General features: G+C 65.8%; 20 protein-coding genes. 5 read left to right on the top strand and 15 right to left on the bottom strand.

Annotated features, from left to right (window positions below):
• Window positions 1-10 precede the first annotated feature (10 nt).
• From B3T59_RS21080 to sucC, 10 genes are all read right to left on the bottom strand, one after another.
• Window positions 11-658: a TetR/AcrR family transcriptional regulator gene (locus B3T59_RS21080; RefSeq protein ID WP_064863843.1), complete on the bottom strand. Its 648-nt coding sequence runs from the start codon at window positions 656-658 to the stop codon at window positions 11-13.
• Window positions 659-705: 47 nt separating this feature from the next.
• Window positions 706-1,326 (bottom strand): nitroreductase family protein, encoded by a 621-nt coding sequence (locus B3T59_RS21075; RefSeq protein ID WP_251722611.1) that lies wholly within the window; start codon window positions 1,324-1,326, stop codon window positions 706-708.
• A gap of 13 nt (window positions 1,327-1,339) precedes the next feature.
• Window positions 1,340-2,026 carry a methionine ABC transporter permease gene (locus B3T59_RS21070; protein WP_251722672.1) on the bottom strand — a complete coding sequence of 229 codons (687 nt, stop codon included), beginning with the start codon at window positions 2,024-2,026 and terminating at the stop codon, window positions 1,340-1,342.
• A gap of 17 nt (window positions 2,027-2,043) precedes the next feature.
• Window positions 2,044-3,138, bottom strand: coding sequence for a methionine ABC transporter ATP-binding protein (locus B3T59_RS21065; RefSeq protein ID WP_287005049.1), 1,095 nt, complete (start codon window positions 3,136-3,138; stop codon window positions 2,044-2,046).
• A complete protein-coding gene (locus tag B3T59_RS21060) occupies window positions 3,128-4,000 on the bottom strand; it encodes a MetQ/NlpA family ABC transporter substrate-binding protein (protein ID WP_064863827.1) in 873 nt (290 codons plus the stop codon). Before B3T59_RS21060 ends, B3T59_RS21065 begins: the two co-directional genes overlap by 11 nt.
• 163 nt (window positions 4,001-4,163) lie before the next feature.
• Window positions 4,164-6,116, bottom strand: a complete 1,953-nt coding sequence (locus B3T59_RS21055; RefSeq protein WP_287005048.1) for a carboxyl transferase domain-containing protein — start codon at window positions 6,114-6,116, stop codon at window positions 4,164-4,166.
• A 77-nt stretch (window positions 6,117-6,193) separates the two neighbouring features.
• On the bottom strand, window positions 6,194-6,754 hold the full coding sequence (locus tag B3T59_RS21050; RefSeq protein ID WP_287005047.1) for an RDD family protein: 561 nt from the start codon (window positions 6,752-6,754) through the stop codon (window positions 6,194-6,196).
• Window positions 6,741-7,529, bottom strand: a complete 789-nt coding sequence (locus tag B3T59_RS21045; RefSeq protein ID WP_287005046.1) for a hypothetical protein — start codon at window positions 7,527-7,529, stop codon at window positions 6,741-6,743. The genes B3T59_RS21050 and B3T59_RS21045 overlap by 14 nt, the downstream gene beginning before the upstream one ends.
• Window positions 7,530-7,734: 205 nt before the next feature.
• Window positions 7,735-8,637 (bottom strand): succinate--CoA ligase subunit alpha, encoded by a 903-nt coding sequence (gene sucD, locus B3T59_RS21040; protein ID WP_287005045.1) that lies wholly within the window; start codon window positions 8,635-8,637, stop codon window positions 7,735-7,737.
• 14 nt (window positions 8,638-8,651) lie between these two features.
• Window positions 8,652-9,815: an ADP-forming succinate--CoA ligase subunit beta gene (sucC, locus tag B3T59_RS21035; RefSeq protein ID WP_064863832.1), complete on the bottom strand. Its 1,164-nt coding sequence runs from the start codon at window positions 9,813-9,815 to the stop codon at window positions 8,652-8,654.
• A 460-nt stretch (window positions 9,816-10,275) separates the two neighbouring features.
• Here sucC and B3T59_RS21030 point away from each other — a divergent pair, with 460 nt between their 5' ends.
• Entirely contained in the window at window positions 10,276-11,445 is a 1,170-nt protein-coding gene (locus B3T59_RS21030) for a M23 family metallopeptidase (protein WP_287005044.1), read from the top strand.
• Between the two features lie 106 nt (window positions 11,446-11,551).
• Here the strand turns inward: B3T59_RS21030 and B3T59_RS21025 are convergent, their stop codons facing one another.
• A complete protein-coding gene (locus B3T59_RS21025) occupies window positions 11,552-14,083 on the bottom strand; it encodes a UvrD-helicase domain-containing protein (protein WP_287005043.1) in 2,532 nt (843 codons plus the stop codon).
• A 32-nt stretch (window positions 14,084-14,115) separates the two neighbouring features.
• Complete coding sequence (locus B3T59_RS21020) at window positions 14,116-16,119, bottom strand: hypothetical protein (RefSeq protein ID WP_287005042.1); 2,004 nt, start codon at window positions 16,117-16,119, stop codon at window positions 14,116-14,118.
• 47 nt (window positions 16,120-16,166) lie between these two features.
• On the opposite strand from B3T59_RS21020, the gene B3T59_RS21015 reads away from it, so the two are divergent.
• On the top strand, window positions 16,167-16,535 hold the full coding sequence (locus tag B3T59_RS21015; protein WP_039856226.1) for a chorismate mutase: 369 nt from the start codon (window positions 16,167-16,169) through the stop codon (window positions 16,533-16,535).
• A gap of 99 nt (window positions 16,536-16,634) precedes the next feature.
• Window positions 16,635-18,311 (top strand): glucose-6-phosphate isomerase, encoded by a 1,677-nt coding sequence (gene pgi / locus B3T59_RS21010; protein WP_251722603.1) that lies wholly within the window; start codon window positions 16,635-16,637, stop codon window positions 18,309-18,311.
• 1 nt (window position 18,312) lies between these two features.
• Here the strand turns inward: pgi and B3T59_RS21005 are convergent, their stop codons facing one another.
• A complete protein-coding gene (locus tag B3T59_RS21005; RefSeq protein ID WP_251722602.1) occupies window positions 18,313-18,846 on the bottom strand; it encodes a hypothetical protein in 534 nt (177 codons plus the stop codon).
• A gap of 18 nt (window positions 18,847-18,864) precedes the next feature.
• On the opposite strand from B3T59_RS21005, the gene B3T59_RS21000 reads away from it, so the two are divergent.
• The gene (locus B3T59_RS21000) at window positions 18,865-19,530 is read left to right on the top strand and encodes a hypothetical protein (RefSeq protein ID WP_251722601.1); all 666 of its coding nucleotides are present in this window, start codon (window positions 18,865-18,867) and stop codon (window positions 19,528-19,530) included.
• Window positions 19,531-19,692: 162 nt separating this feature from the next.
• Entirely contained in the window at window positions 19,693-22,332 is a 2,640-nt protein-coding gene (locus tag B3T59_RS20995; RefSeq protein WP_287005041.1) for a cation-transporting P-type ATPase, read from the top strand.
• On the opposite strand, the gene B3T59_RS20990 is transcribed toward B3T59_RS20995, so the two are convergent.
• Together B3T59_RS20990 and B3T59_RS20985 are read right to left on the bottom strand one after the other, a co-directional pair.
• A complete protein-coding gene (locus B3T59_RS20990; protein ID WP_287005040.1) occupies window positions 22,313-23,056 on the bottom strand; it encodes an SDR family oxidoreductase in 744 nt (247 codons plus the stop codon). The two genes, B3T59_RS20995 and B3T59_RS20990, sit on opposite strands and share 20 nt — an antisense overlap.
• A 10-nt stretch (window positions 23,057-23,066) precedes the next feature.
• Window positions 23,067-23,754: N5-glutamine methyltransferase family protein (locus B3T59_RS20985; protein WP_287005039.1), on the bottom strand; the 688-nt coding region annotated here is incomplete at its 5' end.

Here is a 23,754-nt window from a genome sequence, read left to right as displayed (position 1 = left end):
GTGCCCCCGCTCACCCCGCCGAGCACTCCAGCGCGGCGGTGGCCATGGCGGTCAGGACGGTGCGGAGGCGGGAGCTGTCGAGTGCGGGCAGTCGCGGCGAGGAGTTGAGCAGGCCGAACATCGCGTGTACCCGGACGCGGGCTTCCGGCCGCGCGAGTGTCGCGCCGCGTTCGGTCATCAGCGCCAGGAGTACGTCAACCCACTGCTCGACGTAACGGCGCTGCAGCGAGCGCACCTCGTGGTTGGCCTCGGGTGTCAGGTTGTGCAGATCGCGATCCTGCACGACGATCAGGTCCGGCTTGGTGACAAGCACGTCGATGTGAAAGTGGATCAACGCCTCGAGGGTCTCGGCAGGCGCAAGGCCGCGGTCGACGACCTCGGCACCGCCGTCGCGGAGTCGACGGCTGATGTCGAGCAGCATCTGATCGAGCAGGTCGGTCTTCGACGCGAAGTGCCGATACATCGCGGGGCCACTCACCCCGACGGCGCCGCCGATGTCCTCGAGGCGCACTCCGGCGAATCCCCGTGCGGCCATTTGTCGGGCGGCGGCGTCGAGCATTTCTCGACGTCGAGCGGCTTTCGCCTCGCCACGCTTGGTGAGCGGCGGCGTTACAGGCGAGGCAAGCGTCGCGGTCTCAACGGGGTCTGCTGGCGTCATGGTGTCATCGAATCTACCGCCGGTACGGCGATACCGGCGACGCTGATTCACCAACCGTTGATATGCAGTACATCGTCGAGCGGCTTGCGTTGTGCAGGCGCGAAGTCGGTGCCCTGCGTGTAGGCGACCGGGAGCAGCACGCCCTGGTGCACGCCGTCGGGAATGCCGAGCAGGTCGGCCACTTCTTGTTCGTACACGAGGTGCAGCGTGGTCCACGCAGAACCCAATCCGCGTGCACGCAGTGCGAGCATGAGGTTCCAGGCCCCCGGGAGCAACGATCCCCACACCCCGGCCTGGTTGCCTGTCGGCAGGTCAGCGCCCGTCTTGATCGCTCCCACTATCAACACCGGCACCTCGCCCATCACGTCGGCGAGGTACTGGGCGCTGGCGGCGACACGGCGGGCGGTGTCGGTCGACAATGTGCGCTGCGCCGAATAGTCGGCGAACGAGCGGGCGTAATAGTCGGCGACCTGACGCTTGAGGTCGGCGTCGGTGATGACGATCCAATGCCAGCCCTGGGCGTTCGACCCGGTCGGGGCCTGAATCGCAACCTCGAGTGCTTCACGGACGACCTCGATCGGAACGGGTCGCTCCAGGTCGAGGCGCTTGCGAACCGAACGGGTCGTCGTCAGCAGCTCATCAGGGTTCAGCGGCAGAAGGTCGGTCATCGTGCTCCTCGGGTCATCTGTGCCGTGCGCGGCGTGCCAGCCAGTTCCCAAAGTACTGGCCCACTTGCACCAGGATCACCAGTAGGGCGATCACCACGACGGTCAGTTTCCAGTCGAACTGCTGATAGCCGTACTGGAAGGCAAAGTCGCCGAGACCCCCACCGCCGACGTACCCGGCCATCGCCGACATGTCGACGATGGCGACAAAGATGAAGGTGTAGCCGAGGACCAACGGCGCAAATCCTTCGGGAACCACGACGGTCAGCAACGTACGCAACCGACTCGCACCCGACGCCCGCGCCGCTTCGACGACGCCCGGGTCAACAGACACAAGACTTTGTTCGACGACGCGCCCGATGACCACCATCGCCATCAGCGTCATCGGGAAGATCGCCGCCTCGGTACCGATGCGCGTGCCCATCACAGCTTTGGTGAGCGGGGCGATCGCGGTGATGAAGATGATGAACGGGATCGGTCGGACGATATTCACAACGACGTTGAACCCGTTGAAGATCCACGCGTTGGACCAGAGATTTCCGGGACTCGTCGCGTACAGGATCACTCCGATGACCAGCCCGAGCAGACCTCCGATCAGCAGCGTCACGCCGACGAGTTCGAATGTCTCCCAGATGGATTGGATGAGCAACGGCCGCAGCTCCGGCCCGAAGACCCGCGTGAGGCTCTCGCCGTCGGCGAGCAGGAACGTCTGGGCGGCGGTCACTGCTGTGCCTCCTCGTGTACGACGACGCCGTCGATGCGCACCAGTTGCGCACGCGCAGCGTCGACCGACGGTGCGTCGCCGGTGATCTCGTAGGTCAATGCGCCGAACGGTCGACCCGCGATGTCGCTGATGCCGCCCGCGATCACCGTCGACCGAGCGCCGTGCTCCGCGACGGCCGCGGGTAGGTCGAATGTGGCGTCCTGATGACCGCTAGCGGCAGCGTCGTCGCGCACCGACACGGTTGCGAGGAGTCCAGGGTGCCGGGCGCGCAACGTCGCCAATGTATCCGCGTCCGGGACTCCGGCGACGGCGTGCCGCAACAGTCCTCGTGTGACGTCCGACGTGGGATGCTCGAAGACGGAGTACACATCTCCGTGGTCGACGAGCCGACCCCGGTCGAGGACCGCGACCGACTCGCACACGTCACGCACGACATCCATCTCGTGGGTGATCACGACGATCGTCGTGCCGAGGTCGGAGTTGATGCGCCGCAACAACTTCAAAGTGTCCGACGTCGTCTGCGGATCGAGCGCGCTCGTCGCCTCGTCGGCGATGAGAATCGACGGCGAGGTGGCGAGTGCTCGCGCGATTCCGACGCGCTGCTTCTGTCCGCCCGAGAGCGCTGCGGGCCATTGATCGGCCTTGTCGGCGCTGCCCACGAAGTCGAGAAGCTCGTCGATTCGACTGCGCCGCTTGTCCTTCGCAAAATGGGCGACCTTCAGTGCGAAGTCGACGTTGCCCGCAACGGTCCGTGAGTTGAACAGATTGAACTGCTGGAAGATCATGCCGATATCGGTACGCAGCCGGTTGAGCTCCCGCTCCGACGCCCGGCTGTGTTCTGCACCGTGCACGAATACCTGCCCACTGGTCGGCCGTTCGAGACCGTTGATGAGCCTGGCGAGCGTCGACTTTCCCGCACCGGACGGACCGATGATCCCGACGATCTCCCCCGAGCGGACACTCAGATCGATCCCGTCGAGGACTTTCGGCCCCGACTTGTCGAAACGCTTTGAGACGCCGACGAAGTCAATCGCGGTGTCGGACCCCGCAGATGAACCGAGGTTCGACGCCGCGTCGCCGTCAGGAGCCATTGGTGTTGACGGACGCCTGTAGGTCCTTCGTCGTCTGTTGGAGCTCGGAGGCCGAATTGTCCTTGATCACACCGCTATCGCCGAGTGAACGTTTGACGGCGGCGATCACCTCGGGGTCGTGGTAGATCTTCACCAGCTTTGCGTAGGTGGGGTTGTCCTTGTCGTCGTTGCGGGCGACGAACGCGTTGATGTACGGCTTGGCCCCGGCCGAGTTGGGATCATCGGACGCGATGATCTGGTCCTTGGTCAGCTTCGCCGACGTCGCGTAGTTGTTGTTGACGATCGCGGCGTCGACCGAATCCAGATTGGCCGCTGTCTGACCGGCGTCGACGGCGATGACCTTCACCTTCGACTTGCCCTGGTCGATGTCGGCGAGGGTCGAGAACGCATTGCCCGGCTTGGTGAGCGTGATCAAACCCGCCTGTTCGAGAACCAGCAGTCCGCGCGCCTGGTTGGTCGGGTCGTTGGGGATCGCGACCTGCCCACCCTGTGGGATCTCCGACACCGACTTGTGCTTGGTCGAGTACAGCGGCAACGGGTAGACGGCCGTCGCGCCGATCGGCACCAGATTCTGCTTGTTCTTCGCGTTGTACGTAGCGAGGTAAAGCAGGTGCTGGAACTCGTTGAGGTCGAGTTCACCCTCTGCGAGAGCAGGATTGGGCTGGTTGTAGTCGGTGAAGTTCACCAGCTCGACGTCGATGCCCTGCGCAGAAGCCTTCTGCTTGAACACATTCCAGTATTCCTCGGACGCGTCGGCGACACCGATCTTGACCTTCGACGAGTCGTCGTCGCCACCACAGGCCGTCAGCACCGCCCCACCGAACACGAGCAACAACAAGACGGCGAGAACTTTCGACCGCACGACGACCTCCGCGAATCACAATCGACACTGATCTGACTCTGCAAAACGCTAATGCCCGTACACCGAGCTTCCGACCACGCGCCGATGTCACGATCATCACCCACCGTGCGGACCTGCGGATTCGACGCGTCGTCGAATTGTGTTCACGATGAACGGAATTGGCTCACTCGACGAACCCACCCGCGGTCAGATGCTCGAGCAGGCCGTCGGTGAGTGGCAGCGCGCGCATCTCGTCGACCGTGAACCATCCGGCGTCAGCGGCGTCGTCGGCTGCCCGCACCGTGCCACCGACCGGAACCGCGACGAAATCGTGGATTTCGAAGACCCCTCCCCTGCCGTCGGGGATGTCGACCACCCATGCCTTGGCGCCGACCGCGACGTCGAGTCCGGTCTCCTCTGCGATCTCGCGGATCACCGCCGCGACGAGTATGTCTTCGTCGTCACGGGGTCCGTGGGGACCGACGGCGTCGACCGGATCGACCTTGCCGCCGGGCACCGTCCACCGGCCGGCTTGAGGGTCGCGAAGTCGCTGCACCAGAAGAAATCGTCCGTCGTCGTCGCGAATGATCGCACCGACGGCGAGTATTCGACGTCCGCGCCTGTCTGCCGAATGACGCACACGCCGTCGATGATCGGGTATGAGCCCCGCCAACACCCGGCCGATACTCGCGCGGAGGTCGCCCGCTGCGTCGGCTCCCCAGTGCACGATCTCGTCGATCTCACCGTGTTCGGCGAGGTCGGTGGCCGCAATACCCTGTGCCGCAGCGAGTTCTGATGCGTGCTCCGTGTCACGATGCACGATGACACTCGCACCCTCCGGCGGCAGAGGCGACAGCCACGCGTCGTGCGCGGCGAGTCGACGATCCGTCGGGAACAACGCGAGCGCCGCGCCACCGGCCCCCTCACCGAGCAGCACCGACACAGTTGGCCGCGGCACAGCGATGAGATCTGCCAGACAGAGCGCGATCTCACGCGCGAGACCACCCTCTTCGGCGTCGACGGACAGGTCTGCGCCCGGTGTGTCGATCACCGTGACGACGGGCAGGCGCAGTTCGGTCGCCAACACCAGACCTCGCCGGGCGACCCGCAGGTCAGCAGGGCCGATCAGCCGACCGTCGGCCTGCACTGCCCTGTCCTGCCCGACCACCACGGCCGTCGCTCGCCCGAATCGACTCAGCGCCAGGACAATTGGACCGGTGTCGTGGATCACGGCGGTGCCGGAATCGAGCAGCAGCGCGCGCAGCCCGCGACGGCCTGCGGCGCGCGTCGCCAGCACGCTGGGCCAGGTCTCGACAAGCTCGACCAACGGAGACGGGACCTCGACCAGCGGAGATGGGACCTCGACCGGCGGAGATGGGGCGGCGACCGGCGGGAGAAGGGCGTCGACCAACGGGGATGAGGCGTCGACCGGCGGGTCGGCCGGCGGAGACAGCGGCTCGGCCGGCAGATCAGCGGGCTCGGCAAGCAATGCGACGACCTGGGCTACGCGTCCCGGGAGTTCGCGCAGCGGCACGATGGCGTCAACGATGCCGTGGGCGGCCAGATTCTCCGACACCTGCACGCCGTCGGGAAAAGGCTTGTGGTGCAGGCCTTCGTAGACTCGCGGTCCGAGGAACCCGATGAGCGCGCCGGGTTCGGCCCAGGTGATGTGCCCCAGAGAACCCCACGAGGCGAACACCCCGCCGGTGGTCGGGTTGCGCAGATACACGAGGTACGGCAACCCCGCTCGTCGGTGACTGCCGACCGCCTCGGCGATCGACGCCATTTGCAGGAAGGCGGCCGTGCCCTCCTGCATTCGAGTGCCACCGGAAGCGGGCAGTGCCAGCACCGGAAGTCGCTCACGTGTCGCGCGTCGAACAGCGTTGACCACACGCTCACCGGCGGCGCGCCCGATCGATCCGCCCAGGAACCCGAATTCGCTGATAACCAACACAATCGGAGCGCCGGAGATCTCTCCGACCCCGGTTATCACCGACTCGTCGATACCGGTTCGCTTGCGAGCACGCCCCAACGCCGCGGCGTAGTCCCGGTCGAGCGCAACGTAGCTGGGCGCTTCGTCCCAGGACTGCCAGGTGCCGTCGTCGACGAGGGCGGTCACCAGTTCCAGTGCCGTCATTCGCCCGCCGTCATTCCCACCGACTCAACCACCTCACCAACGCTAGTCGGCGACCTGGCTTCGGCGGGTGAAGAACCTCAGCGCGAGTACACGACTCGCGTCCGCAGGATCAGGTCGGCAACCGAGCGTCGCTTTGTGTCGACGCCGGCCCACAGCAGTCCGATGGCGAAGAACACGCAGATCGCAGCCCGAATCACAGCCACGGATGGCCGCACACGATCTCCCTTGCGATTCACCACCCGAATGCCCATCACGACGCTCCCCAACGTGCGCCCAGACACCGCCCAACACGTCGCGAGGTAGACGATCGACACGACGACGAATGCACCGACCGTGAAGATCCCGTTGGTGCTCGGCATCGAAAAGTCGTGGACGTTGTAGAGCAGTCGGGCCATCACGACGCCCAGGTAGATGGCACTCATGATGACCAGCACGACGATCAGGTCGATGACCGCACCAACTCCGCGACTCACGATGCCGGCCGACTTCGAGGTGTCGTGCACCGCGTGGGCTTTGGTCTTTCTGGCCTCTGAGCGAGCGGCGTGCTCGTCGGCGGCGGTGTCGGAGGGATCGCCGCCGTCGGGCTCATGGTGCGAATCGGATTCGGACGAATCTCGTTGGGGCTCAATCACGCTCACCGGATTCCACCTCCGCGGCCACGCGTCGGCGCAGCAGCCGGCCGACCATGACGGCGACGGCGTCGTCGGCGCGTTCGCTGGTGCTGCGTACGTCGGTCATCACGTCGGCGGTGACCGACGTGCTCGCCTCGCGGATGATCCCGGGAAGGTCGACGCCGTCGATGACGACGTCGGCGAGTCCGACGAGGTCGACGCGGTTGATCACGGCGTCGACGTCCACATGCGAGACGGCACGGTCGAGGTCGACGGTGTCGATGATCGCGTCCAGGTCGACGGTCGCGATGACCGCTTCGATGTCGACGCGCGCGACCGCAGCGTCGAGGTCCACCCGAGCGACCGCAGCGTCGAGATCAACCCGCGCGACCGCGGCGTCGAGGTCGACCCGCGCGACGGCGGCGTCGAGGTCGACCCGCGCGACAATGGCGTCGAGGTCGAGAAGGTCGACGATCGCGTTCATGTCGACCGACGCGATGATCTTGTCGAGGTCGACGTTGTCGAGCACCAGCGCGGTGAGGTCGATCTCGGACGTGAACACGGCCACGACCTCGCGGATCAGCGCACTCATACCCGCCTGCGCTCCGGCGGTTGCCAACACTCCTGCGGAATCGACGACGTCGTGCGCCCTTCGCCGGACATCGCGTACAGCAGATCCGGCAACCGGGACCTGCTCGGCAACGTCGATCATCCTCGACACCGCGCGGACCGGCAGCCCGATCAGTCCGAAGACACTCGCACCACCTCGGTCATCACGCTGTGCACCGGCATCGTTGCTCACACGAGAAGTATGGCACCGCGACGAGCCTGATACGGTGCGCACTTCACGAGATCGCACCCACCCGCGAAGTCAGTTCCTTCCCGCGACCGTGACGTCGTTCGCGGGAGCACACCACAGTCGCGTGAGCATGACCTCGGAAAAGACCCACCCCCGCGTCGCGCGGGTGCGCTACGCGGGGGTGGATCACGAACCGGGGTCTACGCGGTCACAGATTCTCGTAGAGCTCGCGGGCCAGCTTGGCGGTCTCGCTCGGCGTCTTGCCGACCTTCACGCCTGCCGCCTCGAGGGCTTCCTTCTTCGCCTGCGCGGTGCCGGAGCTGCCCGACACGATCGCGCCCGCGTGACCCATCGTCTTGCCCTCGGGGGCGGTGAAGCCCGCGACGTAGCCGACGACCGGCTTGGAGACGTTGGCCTTGATGTAGTCGGCTGCACGCTCCTCGGCGTCGCCGCCGATCTCGCCGATCATCACGATGACCTTGGTGTCGGGGTCCTTCTCGAAGGCCTCGATGGCGTCGATGTGTGTCGTGCCGATGACCGGGTCGCCACCGATGCCGATGGCGGTCGAGAAGCCGAGGTCACGCAGCTCGTACATCATCTGGTAGGTCAGGGTGCCCGACTTCGACACGAGACCGATCGGACCCTTGCCGGTGATGTTGGCGGGCGTGATGCCGACCAATGACTCCTCCGGGGTGATGATGCCCGGGCAGTTCGGACCGATGATGCGCGTCTTGGTGCCCTTGTCCACGTTGTAGGCCCACGCGTAGGCCGAATCCTGCACCGGGATGCCCTCGGTGATCACGACCAGCAGCGGGATCTCCGCGTCGATCGCCTCGATGATCGCGTCCTTGGAGAACTTCGGCGGAACGAATGCGATCGACGTGTCGGCGCCCGTCTTCTCGATCGCCTCGGCGACGCTTCCGAAGACGGGCAGTTCGATGTCGTTGCCGTCTTTGTCCTTGTGGGTGACGGTCGTTCCGGCCTTGCGTGCGTTCACGCCGCCGACGACGTTGGTGCCTGCCTTGAGCATCAGCGCGGTGTGCTTGGTGCCCTCACCGCCGGTGATGCCCTGGACGATGACCTTGTTGTCCTTGTTCAGAAAGATCGACATTGATTCGTCGCCCCTTACTTGCTCGCCAGTTCGGCAGCCTTGTCGGCGCCTGCGTCCATCGTTTCGGCGAGCGTCACCAGGGGGTGATTCGCATCGGCCAGGATCTTGCGGCCTTCTTCGACCTTGTTGCCGTCGAGGCGGACCACCAGAGGCTTGTTGGCCTCGTCGCCGAGCTTATTGAGCGCACCGACGATGCCGTTGGCCACCGCGTCGCACGCGGTGATGCCGCCGAAGACGTTGACGAACACGCTCTTGACCTGCTCGTCTCCGAGGATGACGTCGAGACCGGCAGCCATGACCTCGGCCGACGCGCCGCCGCCGATGTCGAGGAAGTTGGCAGGCTTGACGCCGTTGTGGTTCTCACCGGCGTAGGCGACGACGTCGAGCGTGCTCATCACGAGTCCCGCGCCATTGCCGATGATTCCGACCTGGCCGTCGAGCTTGACGTAGTTGAGGTCGTTCTCCTTGGCCTTCTGCTCGAGAGGATCGGTGGCGTCCTTGTCCTCGAACTCGGCGTGGTCGGGGTGACGGAAGTCGGCGTTCTCGTCCAGTGTCACCTTGCCGTCGAGGGCGAGGATCTGATCGTCGGGGGTGCGGACCAGCGGATTGACCTCGACCAGCGTGGCGTCTTCTGCGACGAAGACCTCCCACAGCTTGGCGATGGTCACGGCAGCGGCGTCGAGCACCTCGGCGGGCAGGTGACCCTGCTCGGCGATCGATCGCGCGGTGGCGATGTCGACACCCTTGACGGCGTCGACGGGCACCTTGGCCAGCCGCTCCGGCTTGGTCGCTGCGACTTCTTCGATCTCCATGCCGCCCTCCACCGAGCACATCGCCAGGTAAGTGCGGTTGGCGCGATCGAGAAGGAAGGAGATGTAGTACTCCTCGGCGATGTCGCTGGCTTCCGCGACGAGGAGTTTCTTGACGATGTGCCCCTTGATGTCGAGGCCCAGGATGTTTTCTGCGTTGGTCTGCGCGTCGTCAGGGGTTGCGGCGTACTTCACGCCGCCTGCCTTGCCACGTCCGCCGGTCTTGACCTGCGCCTTGATCATCACGGGCTTGCCGATTTCCTCGGCGATCGCTCGTGCATCGGTGGCGGAGTCGGTGACCCGACCGGGTGTGGTGGGAACCCCATGCTTGGCGAACAGTTCCTTCGCCTGGTATTCGAAGAGATCCATTCAGCTCACCATTTCGTCGTTGTGCCCGCTGATGTTGGGTGTAACACGGGCCATATCGGACTCTAAACCTGCCGGACACAGCCCTGATGGGGGCCTCCGTGGCTTGTGCGACAGATCACTCGTTCGGTCGGTGGTCTCCATCGCAGGACACCGGCCATCGATCAGCTCGCCACGCTCCTCGTATAGAGTCTGCCCTCGGCCCGGCGTACGCGGGCACGAAGTCGGGAAGAAGGGCGCAGCGCAACGGTTTTGGGTGAGATTCGACATCTAGAACACCGTCTTCAGGATGGGTGTATGCACAGCCGGTATTGGTGACTCAGCTCACATTTGAGCGGGTTCTTACCGTCGATCGTTGGACTTGCCGCAATCGTTTCGTTACCGTCAGTCGAGCAGAGCGGATCACGAATCGGTCACGAACAGTAACAAGACCGATATCGGGAACGAAGCAACAGGAATTGAGGTGGGCGACTTGGCGGAACGCGGAGCTCCGAGCAGGTCGACGTCGACGGTGGGCACCGTGGCATCACGACGCGGAAATACCTACGACGACATCCCGGCCGAGGAGATGACCGCGATCATCCCGATCGACGACCTCGACTCGTACGATCCCTGGGCCGCCGATTCCGCCGAGCGCGAGTACGCCGACGGTTACGACCAGACAACATGGTCGCCGTCCACGTGGGACCCCTACTACCGGCCCACCCGCTCCGAACTGACGCAGGACATCCTCATTCCCGAGGGCGGATTCGAGGCGTACGCCGACGATCCCTTCGAGAGCGAGGGCGCGCAGCTCGATTCGTTCCCCGCCGACGCCGACCTCGACCTCAGCCACAGCGGGGAGATCGACCTACGGCCCGCTGAGAAGCCGTTCCGGCAGGTTCCCGAGCCCGGCCGCACCCGCACCCGCGGAAAGCACCGCCTTGCCGCACCCCCGACCGCTCTGCGCGGGGGTCGTGCAGCCCTCATCGCCATGGCCGCAGGCGCAGCAGTCGCCGCGGCAGCCCACGCCGGCACCACCGAGAAGGCGCCGGCACCCGCGACAACGCCCACCAACACCGCGAACGTCGACAATGCAGCTCCCGTCGCCGATCTGGGACCGGGAGTCGCGGCGCCCGACAACTCCTCGCAGGACATGAGCGTCTTCACCTCGCAGCTCGCAGAGGGTGAACAGCTCGTCAAGGACGAGGCTGCACGCAAGGCAGCCGCGAGCCGTCCGTACTTCGAGTCACCGGTCCCGCTCGGCGTCTACCAATTCACCTCCGGTTTCGCGATGCGCTGGGGCAGCATGCACGGCGGCGTCGACTTCGCCGCCCCGCTCGGTACCCCGATCCACGCGGCGACCGACGGTGTCATCAAAGAAGCCGGACCGGCGTCGGGCTTCGGTAACTGGATTCAGGTCCAAGCCGCCGACGGTACGGTCACCGTGTACGGCCACATGTACTCGTCCGGTGTGCTGGTTCAGAAGGGCCAGACCGTCAAGGCGGGCGACGTGATCGGCCTCGTCGGCTCCGACGGTCAGTCGACCGGCCCGCACTGCCACTTCGAGGTCTGGAAGAACGGCACCACCAAAATCGACCCGGCCCCGTGGCTCGCCGAGCACGGCGTCCGGATGTCGGCCTACACGGGCTGAGTCACCTCACCCGACCCTGATCCGAGGGCCCCAACCTACCGGGTCGCTCTGGTCCGCCGGTCGAGCGATATCCCGCTGGTCAAGCGATACCCCGCTGGTCGAGACCTCAGAGCTTGTCGCCCGGAATTCCGCCCGCGGTCAGCAAGGTGATACGACCGGTCTTGCCGCCGTAGTCGATGACCACCCGCTCGGTGGCACCGCTCCCCTCTTTGCCCACTACCTTCCCCATGCCGTACTTGGGATGGTTGTGTCGATCGCCGACGTCGAGGTGGATATGCTTGTTCCGGCCACGATTGGGGTCGGTCGAGTACTGCGAGCGACCGAGCGTGCGCGACGATCCACTGTCGGATCGCCCGAAAACGCCTCCGGTGGAACCGAATCCACGCGCGCCACGTCGAGGCTCGGTGCGTCGCCAATCGATGAGATGTTGCGGGATCTCTTGCAGGAAGCGCGATTCCGGATTGGAGACGGGTTGCCCCCAGGATGCGCGCGTCACCGAACGGGTCAGGTAGAGCCGCTCCTTGGCGCGGGTGATGCCGACGTAGGCGAGACGACGCTCCTCGCTCAACTCCGCCGGATCGCCCAGGGCACGCATGTGCGGGAAGTGGCCATCCTCCCAGCCCGTGACGAACACGACCGGAAACTCGAGCCCCTTCGCGGTGTGCAAGGTCATCAAAGTGACGACACCGTCGCCCTCGTCGGGCACCTGATCGGCGTCGGCGACGAGCGCGACCTTCTCGAGGAAGGCGGCCAGTGAACCGGGTTCGGGTTCGCCGTCGGTTCCGCCCAGGTCTTCATCGCCATCCGCTTCGTCATCGAATTCGACGTCGAGTTCGGCTGCCTCCGTGCTGAATTCGGCTGCTACGGAGATCAGCTCGTTGAGGTTGTCGAGGCGTGCGGCGTCTTGCGGGTCGCTCGAGCCCTCCAGCTCCGCCCGATACCCGCTGCGGTCGACGATGGCGGCGACCAGCTCTCCGATGTCGGCACCCTCCTCCGTCGCGTCGGAGACGGTCGCGACGTCGGCGCCCTCGTCGTCGGCCTGGCCGAAGGTGGTCAGGAAGTCGCGGCGCAATCCCTCGATCAGGTCGACGAATCCACCGATCTGTTTGACCGCGCGCGAATTGAGCAGGGCCACTTTGCCTTCGGCGCCGTCGAGCAACGCCTGGTAGAAGCTGACACCCGCGTTCTCGGCGTGCACCGCGACGCACGCCTCGGCGCGGTCGCCGATGCCACGTCGGGGTGTGTTGAGGATGCGGCGCAGACTCACCGAATCGTCGGGATTGGCGACGGTGCGCAGGTAGGCCACGACGTCGCGGACCTCCTTGCGCTCGTAGAAGCGGGTGCCGCCGACCACCTTGTACGGAATGCCGTGGCGCACAAAGACTTCTTCGATCGGTCGTGAGCCGGTGTTGGTTCGGTAGAACACGGCGATGTCGGAGTATTTGTACGACTCCGACACCCCGCCGATGGTGTGGTCGGTGAGGCGTTCGATCTCGGTGCCGATGAACATCGACTCGTCGCGGTCGGAATCCGACACGTAGCCGACAATGAGCTCACCGTCGCCCGAATCGGTCCACAGCCGCTTCTCGCGTCGATTCGGGTTGCGCGCGATGACCGCGTTCGCGGCAGACAGGATGGTCTGAGTGGAGCGGTAATTCTGTTCGAGCAGAATGGTTTCCGCGTTCGGGAAGTCGCGCTCGAACTCCTCGATGTTGCGGATCGTCGCGCCACGGAACGCGTAGATCGACTGGTCGGCGTCGCCGACGACGCACAGTTCCGACGGCTCGACGGTGCGGGCATCGGGCTCGTCGGCGGAGTCGTCCGAGGTGCTTCCGAGTACCAACTCGCGCACCAGAACGTATTGCGCGTGGTTGGTGTCCTGATACTCGTCGACCAGTACGTGGCGGAAGCGTCTGCGGTAGTACTCGGCGACCTCGGGGTGGCGTTGCAGCAACCCGACGGTCTCGCCGATCAGGTCGTCGAAGTCGAAGGCATTGGCGGTGCGCAGCCTGCGCTGGTATTCGGCGTAGATCTGTGCGATCGCCTGCTCGGTCGGGTCGCCCTGCGCTGTCGCGGTGATGGCTTCGTCGGGCGTGACCAGTTCGTTCTTGTAGTTCGAGATGATCACCGACACCCCGCGCGGCGCGAACTTCTTGGGGTCGAGGTCGATATCTCGGATGATCATGCCGAGGAGCCGCTTGGAGTCGTCGGCGTCGTAGATCGAGAAGTTGGAGTTACGGCCCTCAAGGAGCGCCGACTGTGCACGCAGAATGCGCACGCAGGTGGAGTGGAAGGTCGAGATCCACATGAAGTTGGCGCGCGGACCGACGAGGCCGATGACGCGCTCACGCATCTCGGCGGCCGCTTTGTTGGTGAAGGTGATTGCCAGGACCTGACCGGGCGAGACGTCGCGCTCGGCGAGCAGATAGGCGATGCGGCGGGTCAGCACCGCCGTCTTACCCGACCCCGCGCCGGCCACGATCAGCAGCGGCGAGCCGGAATGCAACACAGCCTCGCGCTGCTGCGGATTGAGCCCGGCGAGCAGGCGCGCGGACGCGTCGTCGGGACTTGCAGCCGGAACGCGGCTGGCCGGCGTAGCGGCGGCACGTGAGGCGGGGGTGCGGGTGGAACTGGTCATCGAGAGTTCAGGTTACTCGCCACCACCGACACTCAGCCCCCGAGGAGGCGCGCGTCGACAACCTCACCCACACGCCCCGCTCCGGTGTGCAGCGCAAGGCCGGGCGTCAGCGGCCGAACGTCGAGTTCGGTGCCGCGGCCATCGAGTTGCACATAGACGACGTGCAGCCCAGCTGTGACCGGCACTGTGACGGGCGCTCCACCGTCGAGCGAAAAACGCACCTTCCCAGCGGAATTGGCGCAGTATCCCAGTGCGATGGTCCATTGCCACTGGATCAGCGGACCGTCGAGTTGGAGTCGCCTCGGGCCGTCGAGTTCGGGTCGCGCGCACGACCCGCGCCCGGCGGTGATCGAGCGCCGCGGGGTCACGGCACCGGGAACGGCGTTGCCCGAGTTGTCGAGCACGATGAGACGGTCGGTGTGGGTGCCGAACGTCGGCCGATCACGCAGCTTGCCGAAGGTATGACTGATCTGGTTCTCCGGATAGGCGACAGGGAGCAACACCTCGAGGGGTAGTGCCTGGTCGAACATCGTCGTGTCCTTGTTCGCGGCGAGTGCACGCTTGGCGTTCGCGAGATACGGGCCGGTCGGATCGTCATTCCACGACGCCGAGTAGGCCGCGGTGGAGATGATCGACGACGCGACTGCGAACGCCACGGCCATGACCCCGACGAGCAGCAGCGGCGACGTGTTCGCCTCGCGTACGTGCCGCGCGGGTCCCCGGTCGGCGCCATCCGGCTGCGACGCCCCGGTAGACGCACGGTTCGGCGAGATCAGGAGCAGCGTGAACGCCAGGGCCAACACCAGCGCGGCGTCGGGTAGATAGCGCATCGTCTGTGCGAGCTCGAGCGCCGTGTTGGCGCTCGACCGATTCCACATGGGTGGGATCTGCACGACCACCACGTACAACGCCACGACCACGAGCACGCCGATCGCACCGACGCGCGTTCTGATCGCCCAGATGACGAAACCGGCAACCACGATCCAGCCGAGGACGATCATCCAGATCGACGGGAACCCCATCGGCGGAGAAGGCACCCATCGTTCCCAATCCCACGGACCTCCCACCAGGGACGGCACGAGCGCCTTGTTGATCGAGCGCCACACCAGTTGCGCAGTCTGCGACACCGAGTGCGTCCCGGCCGTCGCGTCGGAGACCGAGAAGTAAACGATGACCCACACCACGAAGACGACCGTCAACGGCGTCCACAGCGCGCGACCACGCGTGAAGGCGACGATGAGCGGGGTCCGCGGGAGCGCCGAGGCAGTGCGGTCGGCAGGCTCCCCGGTGTCACCCGAGGGCCCTGAGGTGCGGTCGAAACGCGCGACCAGTACGGCCGCGATGAAGGCCACCGGCAGAATGAACAGCGACTTCTCGAAGAAGGCCAGCGCGACCACGAAGATCACCGTCGACCTGATGACGACGAGTCGTCGCGACGACTCCGGCACGCGGCCGGTGCACAACAGAACGGCGTCGGCGACGATCCAGGCCATCGCCGCCTGCATCGGCAACGAGTTGAGGCCTGCGGCCCACCAGATGTACGCGGGCACGGTGAGCGGAGTGAACAGATAGAACGCCAAGGCAGCCAACGCTCCCACCTCGAGCGCGGGTCGTCGACGACCCGCACGGTCACCTCCCGCGGCCGATCCCACCACGCGAATCATTCGCCACACCGACAGCGACGCGAGCGCCTGCAACACGACGAGCGTGACCGCCGGGATCACCCAGTTGACCGGTGCTGCCAGCGTCGAGAGCCCGGCGACGAGGAAGGCCGCAGGCATGAAGTGGCCGTCGTGACTCTGGCCCAGGTAGTCCCACGACCAGAGGGGAAGGGTCGACGCGCGGCCGATGAGGATGAGGTCATCCCAGTAGAAGTTGCCGGTTGCGACCAGCCACGCGCGGACCACCAGATGCGCAACGATCAGCACGATCGCCGTCACGACCGTGAGCGAACCGATCCGGCCCGTGAGGGGTCGGTGTCGATGCGGCTCGTCGGATGTGGGTGACTGCGACGTCACCGTCGGGCTGCTCGGCATGGGATCTAGTAGAACCGCCGCGGGTAGCGCGTGGCAAAATCACCCCGGTGAGCGATGCGAGCAACGATCAGAACCCTGCGACGACACCCGACGCCTCGTCGGACGTGCCGGTGCCGTTCGAGGAAACGATCGATCTCGAGTACTACCGTCTCGACCCTTCCATCGACGACCTGTCAGACGAGATCGACGACCTGCGGGTCGAGATCGACCGCCTCGACGCGATCATCCTCGCCGCGATCAAGCGAAGGACTGCCGTGTCGAAGAAGGTCGGCGCCACCCGGATGGCGTCGGGCGGCCCGCGGCTGGTGCATTCGCGCGAGGTGAAGGTCATCGACCGGTTCGCCGTGCTCGGCCAGGAGGGCCACACGCTCGCCATGCTGCTGCTGCGCCTCGGCAGGGGTCCGCTCGGTCGCTGACCGCTCGCCGGGTTCGCGATTGGTGAACCATCGGTTACGAGACGTCGGTCTCCCCTCTTATCGAGCACGCGCCACGCTGTGAAGACCTAGTGTTGGGTCATGGGCACCGACGTCTCCAGCAGCGGCAAGGACATCACCACTACTCAACCCTGGCAGGCGTTGGAGGCTCACAAGCCGATCCTCGCCGCACGCCATCTCCGGGAGTTGTTCGCCGACAACCCCGCCCGTGGACGCGAGCTCACCATCGACGTCGGCGATCTGCACATCGACTACTCCAAACACCTCATCGACACCGAGACCATCGAGCTCCTCCTCTCGCTCGCGCGTGAAGCGAATCTCGAACAGCACCGCGACGACATGTTTGCAGGCGTGCACATCAATACCTCCGAAGACCGCGCGGTTCTGCACACCGCGCTCCGCCTGCCTGCCGACGCGCAACTCGTCGTCGACGGCCAGGACGTCGTGCACGACGTCCACGAGGTGCTCGACGCGATGGGCGCATTCACCGACAAGCTGCGCAGCGGAGAGTGGAAGGGCCACACCGGAAAACCCATCACCGACGTCGTCAACATCGGCATCGGCGGCTCCGACCTCGGGCCCGTGATGGTGTACGGCTCGCTGCGCCACTACGTCGACACCGACATCCGTTGCCACTTCGTGTCCAACGTCGACCCGGCCGACATGGTCGCGACACTCGCCGACCTCGACGCCGAGCAGACACTCTTCATCGTCGCGTCGAAAACCTTCACGACGCTGGAGACGCTGACCAACGCGGCGGCAGCCAAGCGGTGGCTGCTGGAGAAACTCGGCGCGGGCGAGGACGCCGTCGCCAAGCATTTCGCAGCCGTCAGCACCAACGCGGAGGCGGTGTCGAACTTCGGCATCGACCCGGTCAACATGTTCGGCTTCTGGGACTGGGTCGGTGGCCGCTACTCGGTGGATTCTGCGATCGGCCTCTCGGTGATGGCGGCGATCGGCAAAGAACGCTTCGCCGAATTCCTCGGCGGATTCCACACCGTCGACTCTCATTTCCGTGCGCAGCCGCTGGAGAGCAACGCACCGGTGCTGCTGGCGTTGATCGGATTCTGGTACTCGAACTTCTGGGACGCGCAGTCGCGGGTGGTGCTCCCCTATTCGAATGACATGGCACGTTTCGCCGCGTACCTGCAGCAGTTGACGATGGAGTCCAACGGCAAGTCGGTCAAGGCCGACGGGGAGCACGTGACCACCGACACCGGAGAGATCTTCTGGGGCGAGCCTGGTACCAACGGCCAGCACGCCTTCTACCAATTGCTCCACCAGGGAACACGTCTGGTGCCCGCCGACTTCATCGGCTTCGCCAATCCCACCGACGATCTGCCCACAGCCGATGACACCGGCTCGATGCACGACCTGCTGATGAGCAACTACTTCGCGCAGACCAAGGTGCTGGCGTTCGGAAAGACCGCGGACGAGATCAGGGCCGAAGGCGTCGACGAGAAGGTGGTGCCGCACAAGGTGATGCCCGGCAACCGCCCATCGACGTCGATACTCGCGTCCGAACTGACCCCGGCGGTGATCGGTCAGTTGATCGCGCTCTACGAGCATCAGGTGTTCGTCGAGGGCACACTGTGGGGCATCAACTCATTCGACCAGTGGGGCGTCGAACTCGGCAAGACGCAGGCCAAAGAACTTCTCGGTGTCATCACCGACGCCGAAGCGCCTGCGCAGCAAGCTGATTCGTCGACCGACGCACTGGTGCGCTGGTACCGCGCCGAGCGCGGACGCAAGGCCTGAGTCAGGACCAGCGCTCGTCGTCGAACACCTCGGGCGGGATCTCGTCGCCCGGTTGCACTCCAAGCGCCTCGAGCCGACCCATGAGCGCGGCCGCGACCGCAACGTAGGTGATGAGGTCCTGCGGCTCGTCGGCGCGCTCTGCCGGGTCGCCGCCGAGGAACTCGAGCACGAGCGGCGGCACGCAGTCGCCCATCGCGAGTTCGCGCGTGCCGGTCGCAACCCGCCAGGCGTCGAATTCGGAGACGTCGACGGCGTCGGCGATCTCGCCGTCGCGGACGGCGGCAAGCACTTCGTCGAGGGTGGCGAGCGGTCCCGACGCTCCGCTCGACGGGTCGAAGCCGATGACGGTGTCGGGTGCGAGCTCCTCGTCGTCGTCGAGGGTGAAGTAGACGATCCCGCGCCAATCGGCGCCGATCGCGGTGATGTCGTCGCGCCCGAAGATCGACTCGAGTAGCTCGCTCACATCGTCAGCTCGTCGTTGCGAGAAGAGCGCGAACGCGCCATTGGCGACCACTTGCCCCTGTGTGGAACCCACATCCGATACCTTACGCACGTGAGGACTACCGTTTTGCGGCCGCGACTGCTCGTGGTGTCGCTGGCCTGTGTCGCGGGCGTGCTCGGCATCGCGGCATGCTCGTCGGACTCCGGAGGTACCGCCGAATCCGCGACGTCGGTGCCCCGATCGGCAACCGTGACCGTCGCACCGGGGCAGCAGCATCCGCGCACAGCGCCCGGAACGACGCTCGACTTCGGCGCCTCCGCGTCGCTGCCTGCCGACGCCTATCGCGCGGGCGGGTCCACGGCGCTCTACACCGTCACCGGCATCACGCAGGGCAAAGACGTGCCGAGCGCGCAAACCCGTGGCGGCACAGCGTATTTCGTCTACGTCACGGTGACGTCTCTGGCACCTCGTCCGGCGCCCGCCCCGAAGGTCCTCGGCCTCGCCGGTTCGGCGGATGGACGCACCGCGGCGCTGACACTGCCGCCGTCGACCTCCCTGAAGGACTGCGCCAACCCGAAGCCCCCCGAAACCATGCGCCGCGGCGACTCCTACGCCACCTGCCTCGTCGCCTACGCCGATGAGGGGCAAAAGCTCACTCGGGTCATCTATTGGGCCGACACCACCGGCGACGACTCGCTCAATTACAAGCAGGCGCCCGTCGTGTGGCGCAATCCGGCCGACGTCGTCAGCAGTTCTCCCGCGCCGCCCGCGGGCTGAGCCGCACAGCCGACGTCGCGCGTTCGCATTAGAGTCTGCGTACAGGGAGGGGTACCGGGACAGCGAGCGCGACGACGGTCTGAGAGGTCTCTACGGTGACGACAACAGATGCGGTGCTGACCGATTCGCACGCTGTGGGACGCTCGGAGGTCCTCGCAGCTCTTGACAACCTCCGCACAGGGACTGACCAGCGCTGACGCGACACAACGACTCGAGCACGTCGGTCCCAATCGACTCGCGGCGGCACGGTCTCGACCGGCAGTGCTGCGCTTCGCCGCACAGTTCAACAACATCCTGATCTACATCCTCATCGCCGCAGGTGTGCTGAAGGCGATCCTCGGCGAATGGATCGACTTCGCGGTCATCGTCGCGGTCGCGGTGATCAATGCCATCGTCGGATTCGTCCAGGAGGGCAGGGCAGAAAGCGCGCTCGCGGGCATCCGAAACATGCTGTCACTGCACGCGCGTGCCCGACGCGATGGCGAGTGGGTCGACATCGACGCCGAGACCCTCGTCCCGGGCGACGTCGTGTCGATCAGGTCGGGCGATCGAGTGCCTGCCGACATGCGGCTGCTCGAGGCGACCAATCTGCGTATCGAGGAATCGGCGCTGACGGGCGAGTCCGTCCCCGCCGGCAAAGACACCCTCGCGGTCGATGTCGACGCAGGCATCGGCGACCGGCAATCGATGGCGTACTCGTCCACCATCGTCTCGGCAGGCACCGGCGTCGGGGTGATCACCGTGACCGGACCGTCGACCGAGATCGGTCGAATCCAGTCGATGATCTCTGACATCGAGCAGGTCGACACCCCGCTGACCCAGCGCCTCGAGAAGTTCGGTAAGCAACTCTCCCTCGGCATCCTCGGCCTTGCCGCCGCGATCGTGGTGATCGGCAAGGTCATCCACAACTTCACCATCGACGAGTTGGTCTCGGCTGCAATTGGTTTCGCAGTCGCAGCGATCCCCGAGGGACTTCCCGCCGTGGTCACCATCACGCTGGCGCTCGGTGTGCAGCAGATGGCGCGCCAACACGCGATCACCCGCAAGCTCCCCGCGGTGGAGGCACTCGGCTCGGTCAGCGTGATCTGCTCCGACAAGACCGGCACGCTGACGCAGAACGAGATGACGGTGCGCACCGTCGTCACAGGCACACAACGGTATTCGGTCGGCGGCACCGGCTACGAACCGAGCGGATCGATCACCGCGGACGGTCAGAGCGCTTCGCTGAGCATCGATCCCGATCTCGCGGTCTTCGTCGAGACCATGGCGCTGTGCAACGACGCACGCGTCGCCGAGGTCGATGGGCGTTGGCAACTCATCGGCGAGCCGACGGAGGGCGCGCTGCGAACGCTGGCCCTCAAAGCCGGATTCGACGCCGACGTCGCGCGGCTTGGTGAAGTCCCGTTCGAGTCGCAGAACAAGTTCATGGCGACGCTCTCGGATCTGCCCGACGGCGAGCGCACGATTCTCGTGAAGGGCGCTCCCGACCGCCTACTCGACCGCAGTGAGTTCGAGTTGGACGAGCACGGCGAGCTCCAATCCCTCGACCGACCTCGCTGGGAAAGCGTCATCGACGATCTCAGCGCGCAGGGACTGCGTGTGCTCGCCGCAGCCCGACGACCCGCACCTGACGCCGACTCGCTGACACTAGACGACATCGATCACGGACTGACATTCTTGGGCGTCGCGGGCATCGTCGATCCCCCACGGCCCGAGGCGATCACAGCGATCGCCGACTGCCACAGCGCGGGAATCCGAGTCAAGATGATCACCGGCGACCACGCGGGCACCGCACGCGCGATCGCGGCGGAAATGGGCATCATCGACGATCCGGCCGCCCCCGTGCTCACCGGCGCCGACCTGCAGAAGATGAGTCAGACACGGCTGCGCGAGGTGGCCGGCGAGGTCGACATCTACGCACGCACCAGCCCCGAGCACAAGCTGCGGATCGTCACCGCACTGCAGGCACAGGGTGAGATCGTGGCGATGACCGGCGACGGCGTGAACGATGCGCCGGCACTGACCCGCGCCGACATCGGTGTCGCGATGGGCATCAAAGGCACCGAGGCCACCAAGGATGCCGCAGGCATCGTCCTCGCCGACGACAACTTCGCCACCATCGAGCGTGCGGTCGAAGAGGGCCGTCGGATCTACGACAACATCCGCAAATCCATCCTGTTCCTGCTGCCGACCAACGGCGCGCAGTCGCTGGTGATCCTCGTCGCGATCCTGTTCGGATTCTCGCTCCCGCTGACGCCCGTCCAGATCTTGTGGGTCAACATGATCACTGCCGTGACCCTCTCACTCGCATTGGTTTTCGAGCCCGCCGAACCCGGGATCATGTCGCGGTCGAGACGATCGACCGACGGTCCGCTGATCGCACGCGGCGACCTCGCAATGATCACCTTTGTCTCGATTCTCGTTGCCGCAGCGGCGATCGCGGTGTACTTCGTGGCGAAGTCGGGCGGGCACTCACTGGCGACCGCACAGACAGCCGCGGTCAACATGCTCGCACTCGGCCAACTCGCCTACCTGTTCAACTGCCGCTACCTCAGCGGGTCGAGCCTCAAAGTCGGTGCGCTGCGCGGTAATCCGATGGTGTGGTACACCTCGGCAGCGCTCATCGTGCTGCAGTTGGTGTTCATCTACGCACCGTTCATGCACACGTGGTTCGGCTCCGCCCCGCTCACCGGCGTCGGTTGGGGCGTCACCATCGGATTGGCCATCGTGATCTTCTTCGTCGTCGAACTCGCGAAAGCCGTTGCGCGACGCACCGATTCGGTCAGATCATCCGACGCGTGACGAACCCGGGCAGATACTTCAGCGCCGCGGCAATCGGAGTCCACGGCCACGCAGGCACCGGCGAGTACCCCTTCTCGGCCTCGATGGCCGTGACCATCGCCGCGACGCCGGACTCCGTGTCGGCCATCAGCGCGGTTTTCACGCCGCGATTGATGTCGGTCTCGATGTAGCCGGGCGCGACGACCGAGACCGTGATCGGCGAGTTGACGAGTTCTGCTTGCAGACCCTGCCCGATCGCCGTGACACCGGCTTTCGACGCCGAGTACGCGGTCTGCGCCTTGGGAAGCCCACGGATTCCGCTGATCGAGCTGACCAGCACCAGATGGCCGTAATTCTGCGCGCGGAAGATCTCCATCGCCGCCTCGGCCTGTGCGAGCGCACCGACGAGGTTGGTCTGCACGGTCTCGATGTTGGCGTGCGCCTTGCCTGTGCCGATCGGGGCACCCTTGCCCAGCCCCGCGTTCACGATCACGCGGTCGAGACCGCCGAGTTCGTCGCGCAGCTTACCGAAGACGACGGGCACGGCGTCGAAGTCGGTGACGTCGAGTGCGCTGACCGCGACCTGCGACGCACTCGGCCGGAGTTCGTCGGCGAGAGCCTCGAGGCGGTCGAGGCGTCGGGCGGCCAGGGCCAGCGAACGGCCGCGCGCAGCGAACTCACGGGCCATCCCCTCGCCGAGCCCCGAGCTCGCGCCGGTGATGAGTATTTTCTGTCGGGTCGTCACGCAGGACAACCTACCCCGGCGCGCGGGAACGTCGAACGAGCCGTACCACCGCAGTCTGACCGTCATGGCCGACGATCCGCTCGGAGTCGGCCCACTTGTCACTGTGCTGGGCGAGGATCTGCTCTGCCTGCGCGGCGTTCATCTCCATCAGCAGCGCGCCACCGTCGGCGAGCCAGATCGGGGCGTCGGCGACGAGTCGGCGAATGTGGTCGAGGCCTTCGTGACCTGCGAGGAGCGCGGCCTGAGGTTCGTGTTCGGTTTCATGCGGCAAGAGGTCGACGGCACCGTCGGGAACGTAGGGCGGCACCGCGGCGATCACATCCACGGCTCCCCGTAGCTGCCGCGGCAACGTCGACAGTCCGTCGCCGAGGTGAGCGTGCGCGTCTGCGGGGAGGTTGCGGCGCGCGTAGTCCAGCGCCGTCGGGTCGATGTCGACGGCGTGGACGCGCGCGCCGACCGTCCCGTCTGCCACCGCCACCGCGATCGGCGCGACCCCGCAATACGCCTCGACCACCACGGGTTGTTCGACGTGACGTGACGCGATTGCCTCCGCGGCAACCCGCGCGAGCAACAGCGAGCGCTGTCGAGGAACGAACACCCCCGGCCCCACGTGCAGATCGACCGAACCGAACCGGACCGTACCCACCACATGCTCGAGCGGCTCACCGGCACAACGCCGCACGGCCATCTCTTCCAGA

The sequence above is a fragment of the Gordonia sp. UBA7860 genome, assembly GCF_002500165.1.
Lineage (GTDB): Bacteria > Actinomycetota > Actinomycetes > Mycobacteriales > Mycobacteriaceae > Gordonia > Gordonia sputi.
This window is presented reverse-complemented; position numbering and strand designations above follow the sequence as displayed.

Coding starts and splice junctions, on each gene's coding strand:
- B3T59_RS21080 (WP_064863843.1), bottom strand. CDS start 658: ATGACGCCAGCAGACCCCGTTGAGACCGCGACGCTTGCCTCGCCTGTA.
- B3T59_RS21075 (WP_251722611.1), bottom strand. CDS start 1,326: ATGACCGACCTTCTGCCGCTGAACCCTGATGAGCTGCTGACGACGACC.
- B3T59_RS21065 (WP_287005049.1), bottom strand. CDS start 3,138: ATGGCTCCTGACGGCGACGCGGCGTCGAACCTCGGTTCATCTGCGGGG.
- B3T59_RS21055 (WP_287005048.1), bottom strand. CDS start 6,116: ATGACGGCACTGGAACTGGTGACCGCCCTCGTCGACGACGGCACCTGG.
- sucD (WP_287005045.1), bottom strand. CDS start 8,637: ATGTCGATCTTTCTGAACAAGGACAACAAGGTCATCGTCCAGGGCATC.
- sucC (WP_064863832.1), bottom strand. CDS start 9,815: ATGGATCTCTTCGAATACCAGGCGAAGGAACTGTTCGCCAAGCATGGG.
- B3T59_RS21025 (WP_287005043.1), bottom strand. CDS start 14,083: ATGACCAGTTCCACCCGCACCCCCGCCTCACGTGCCGCCGCTACGCCG.
- B3T59_RS21020 (WP_287005042.1), bottom strand. CDS start 16,119: ATGCCGAGCAGCCCGACGGTGACGTCGCAGTCACCCACATCCGACGAG.
- pgi (WP_251722603.1), top strand. CDS start 16,635: ATGGGCACCGACGTCTCCAGCAGCGGCAAGGACATCACCACTACTCAA.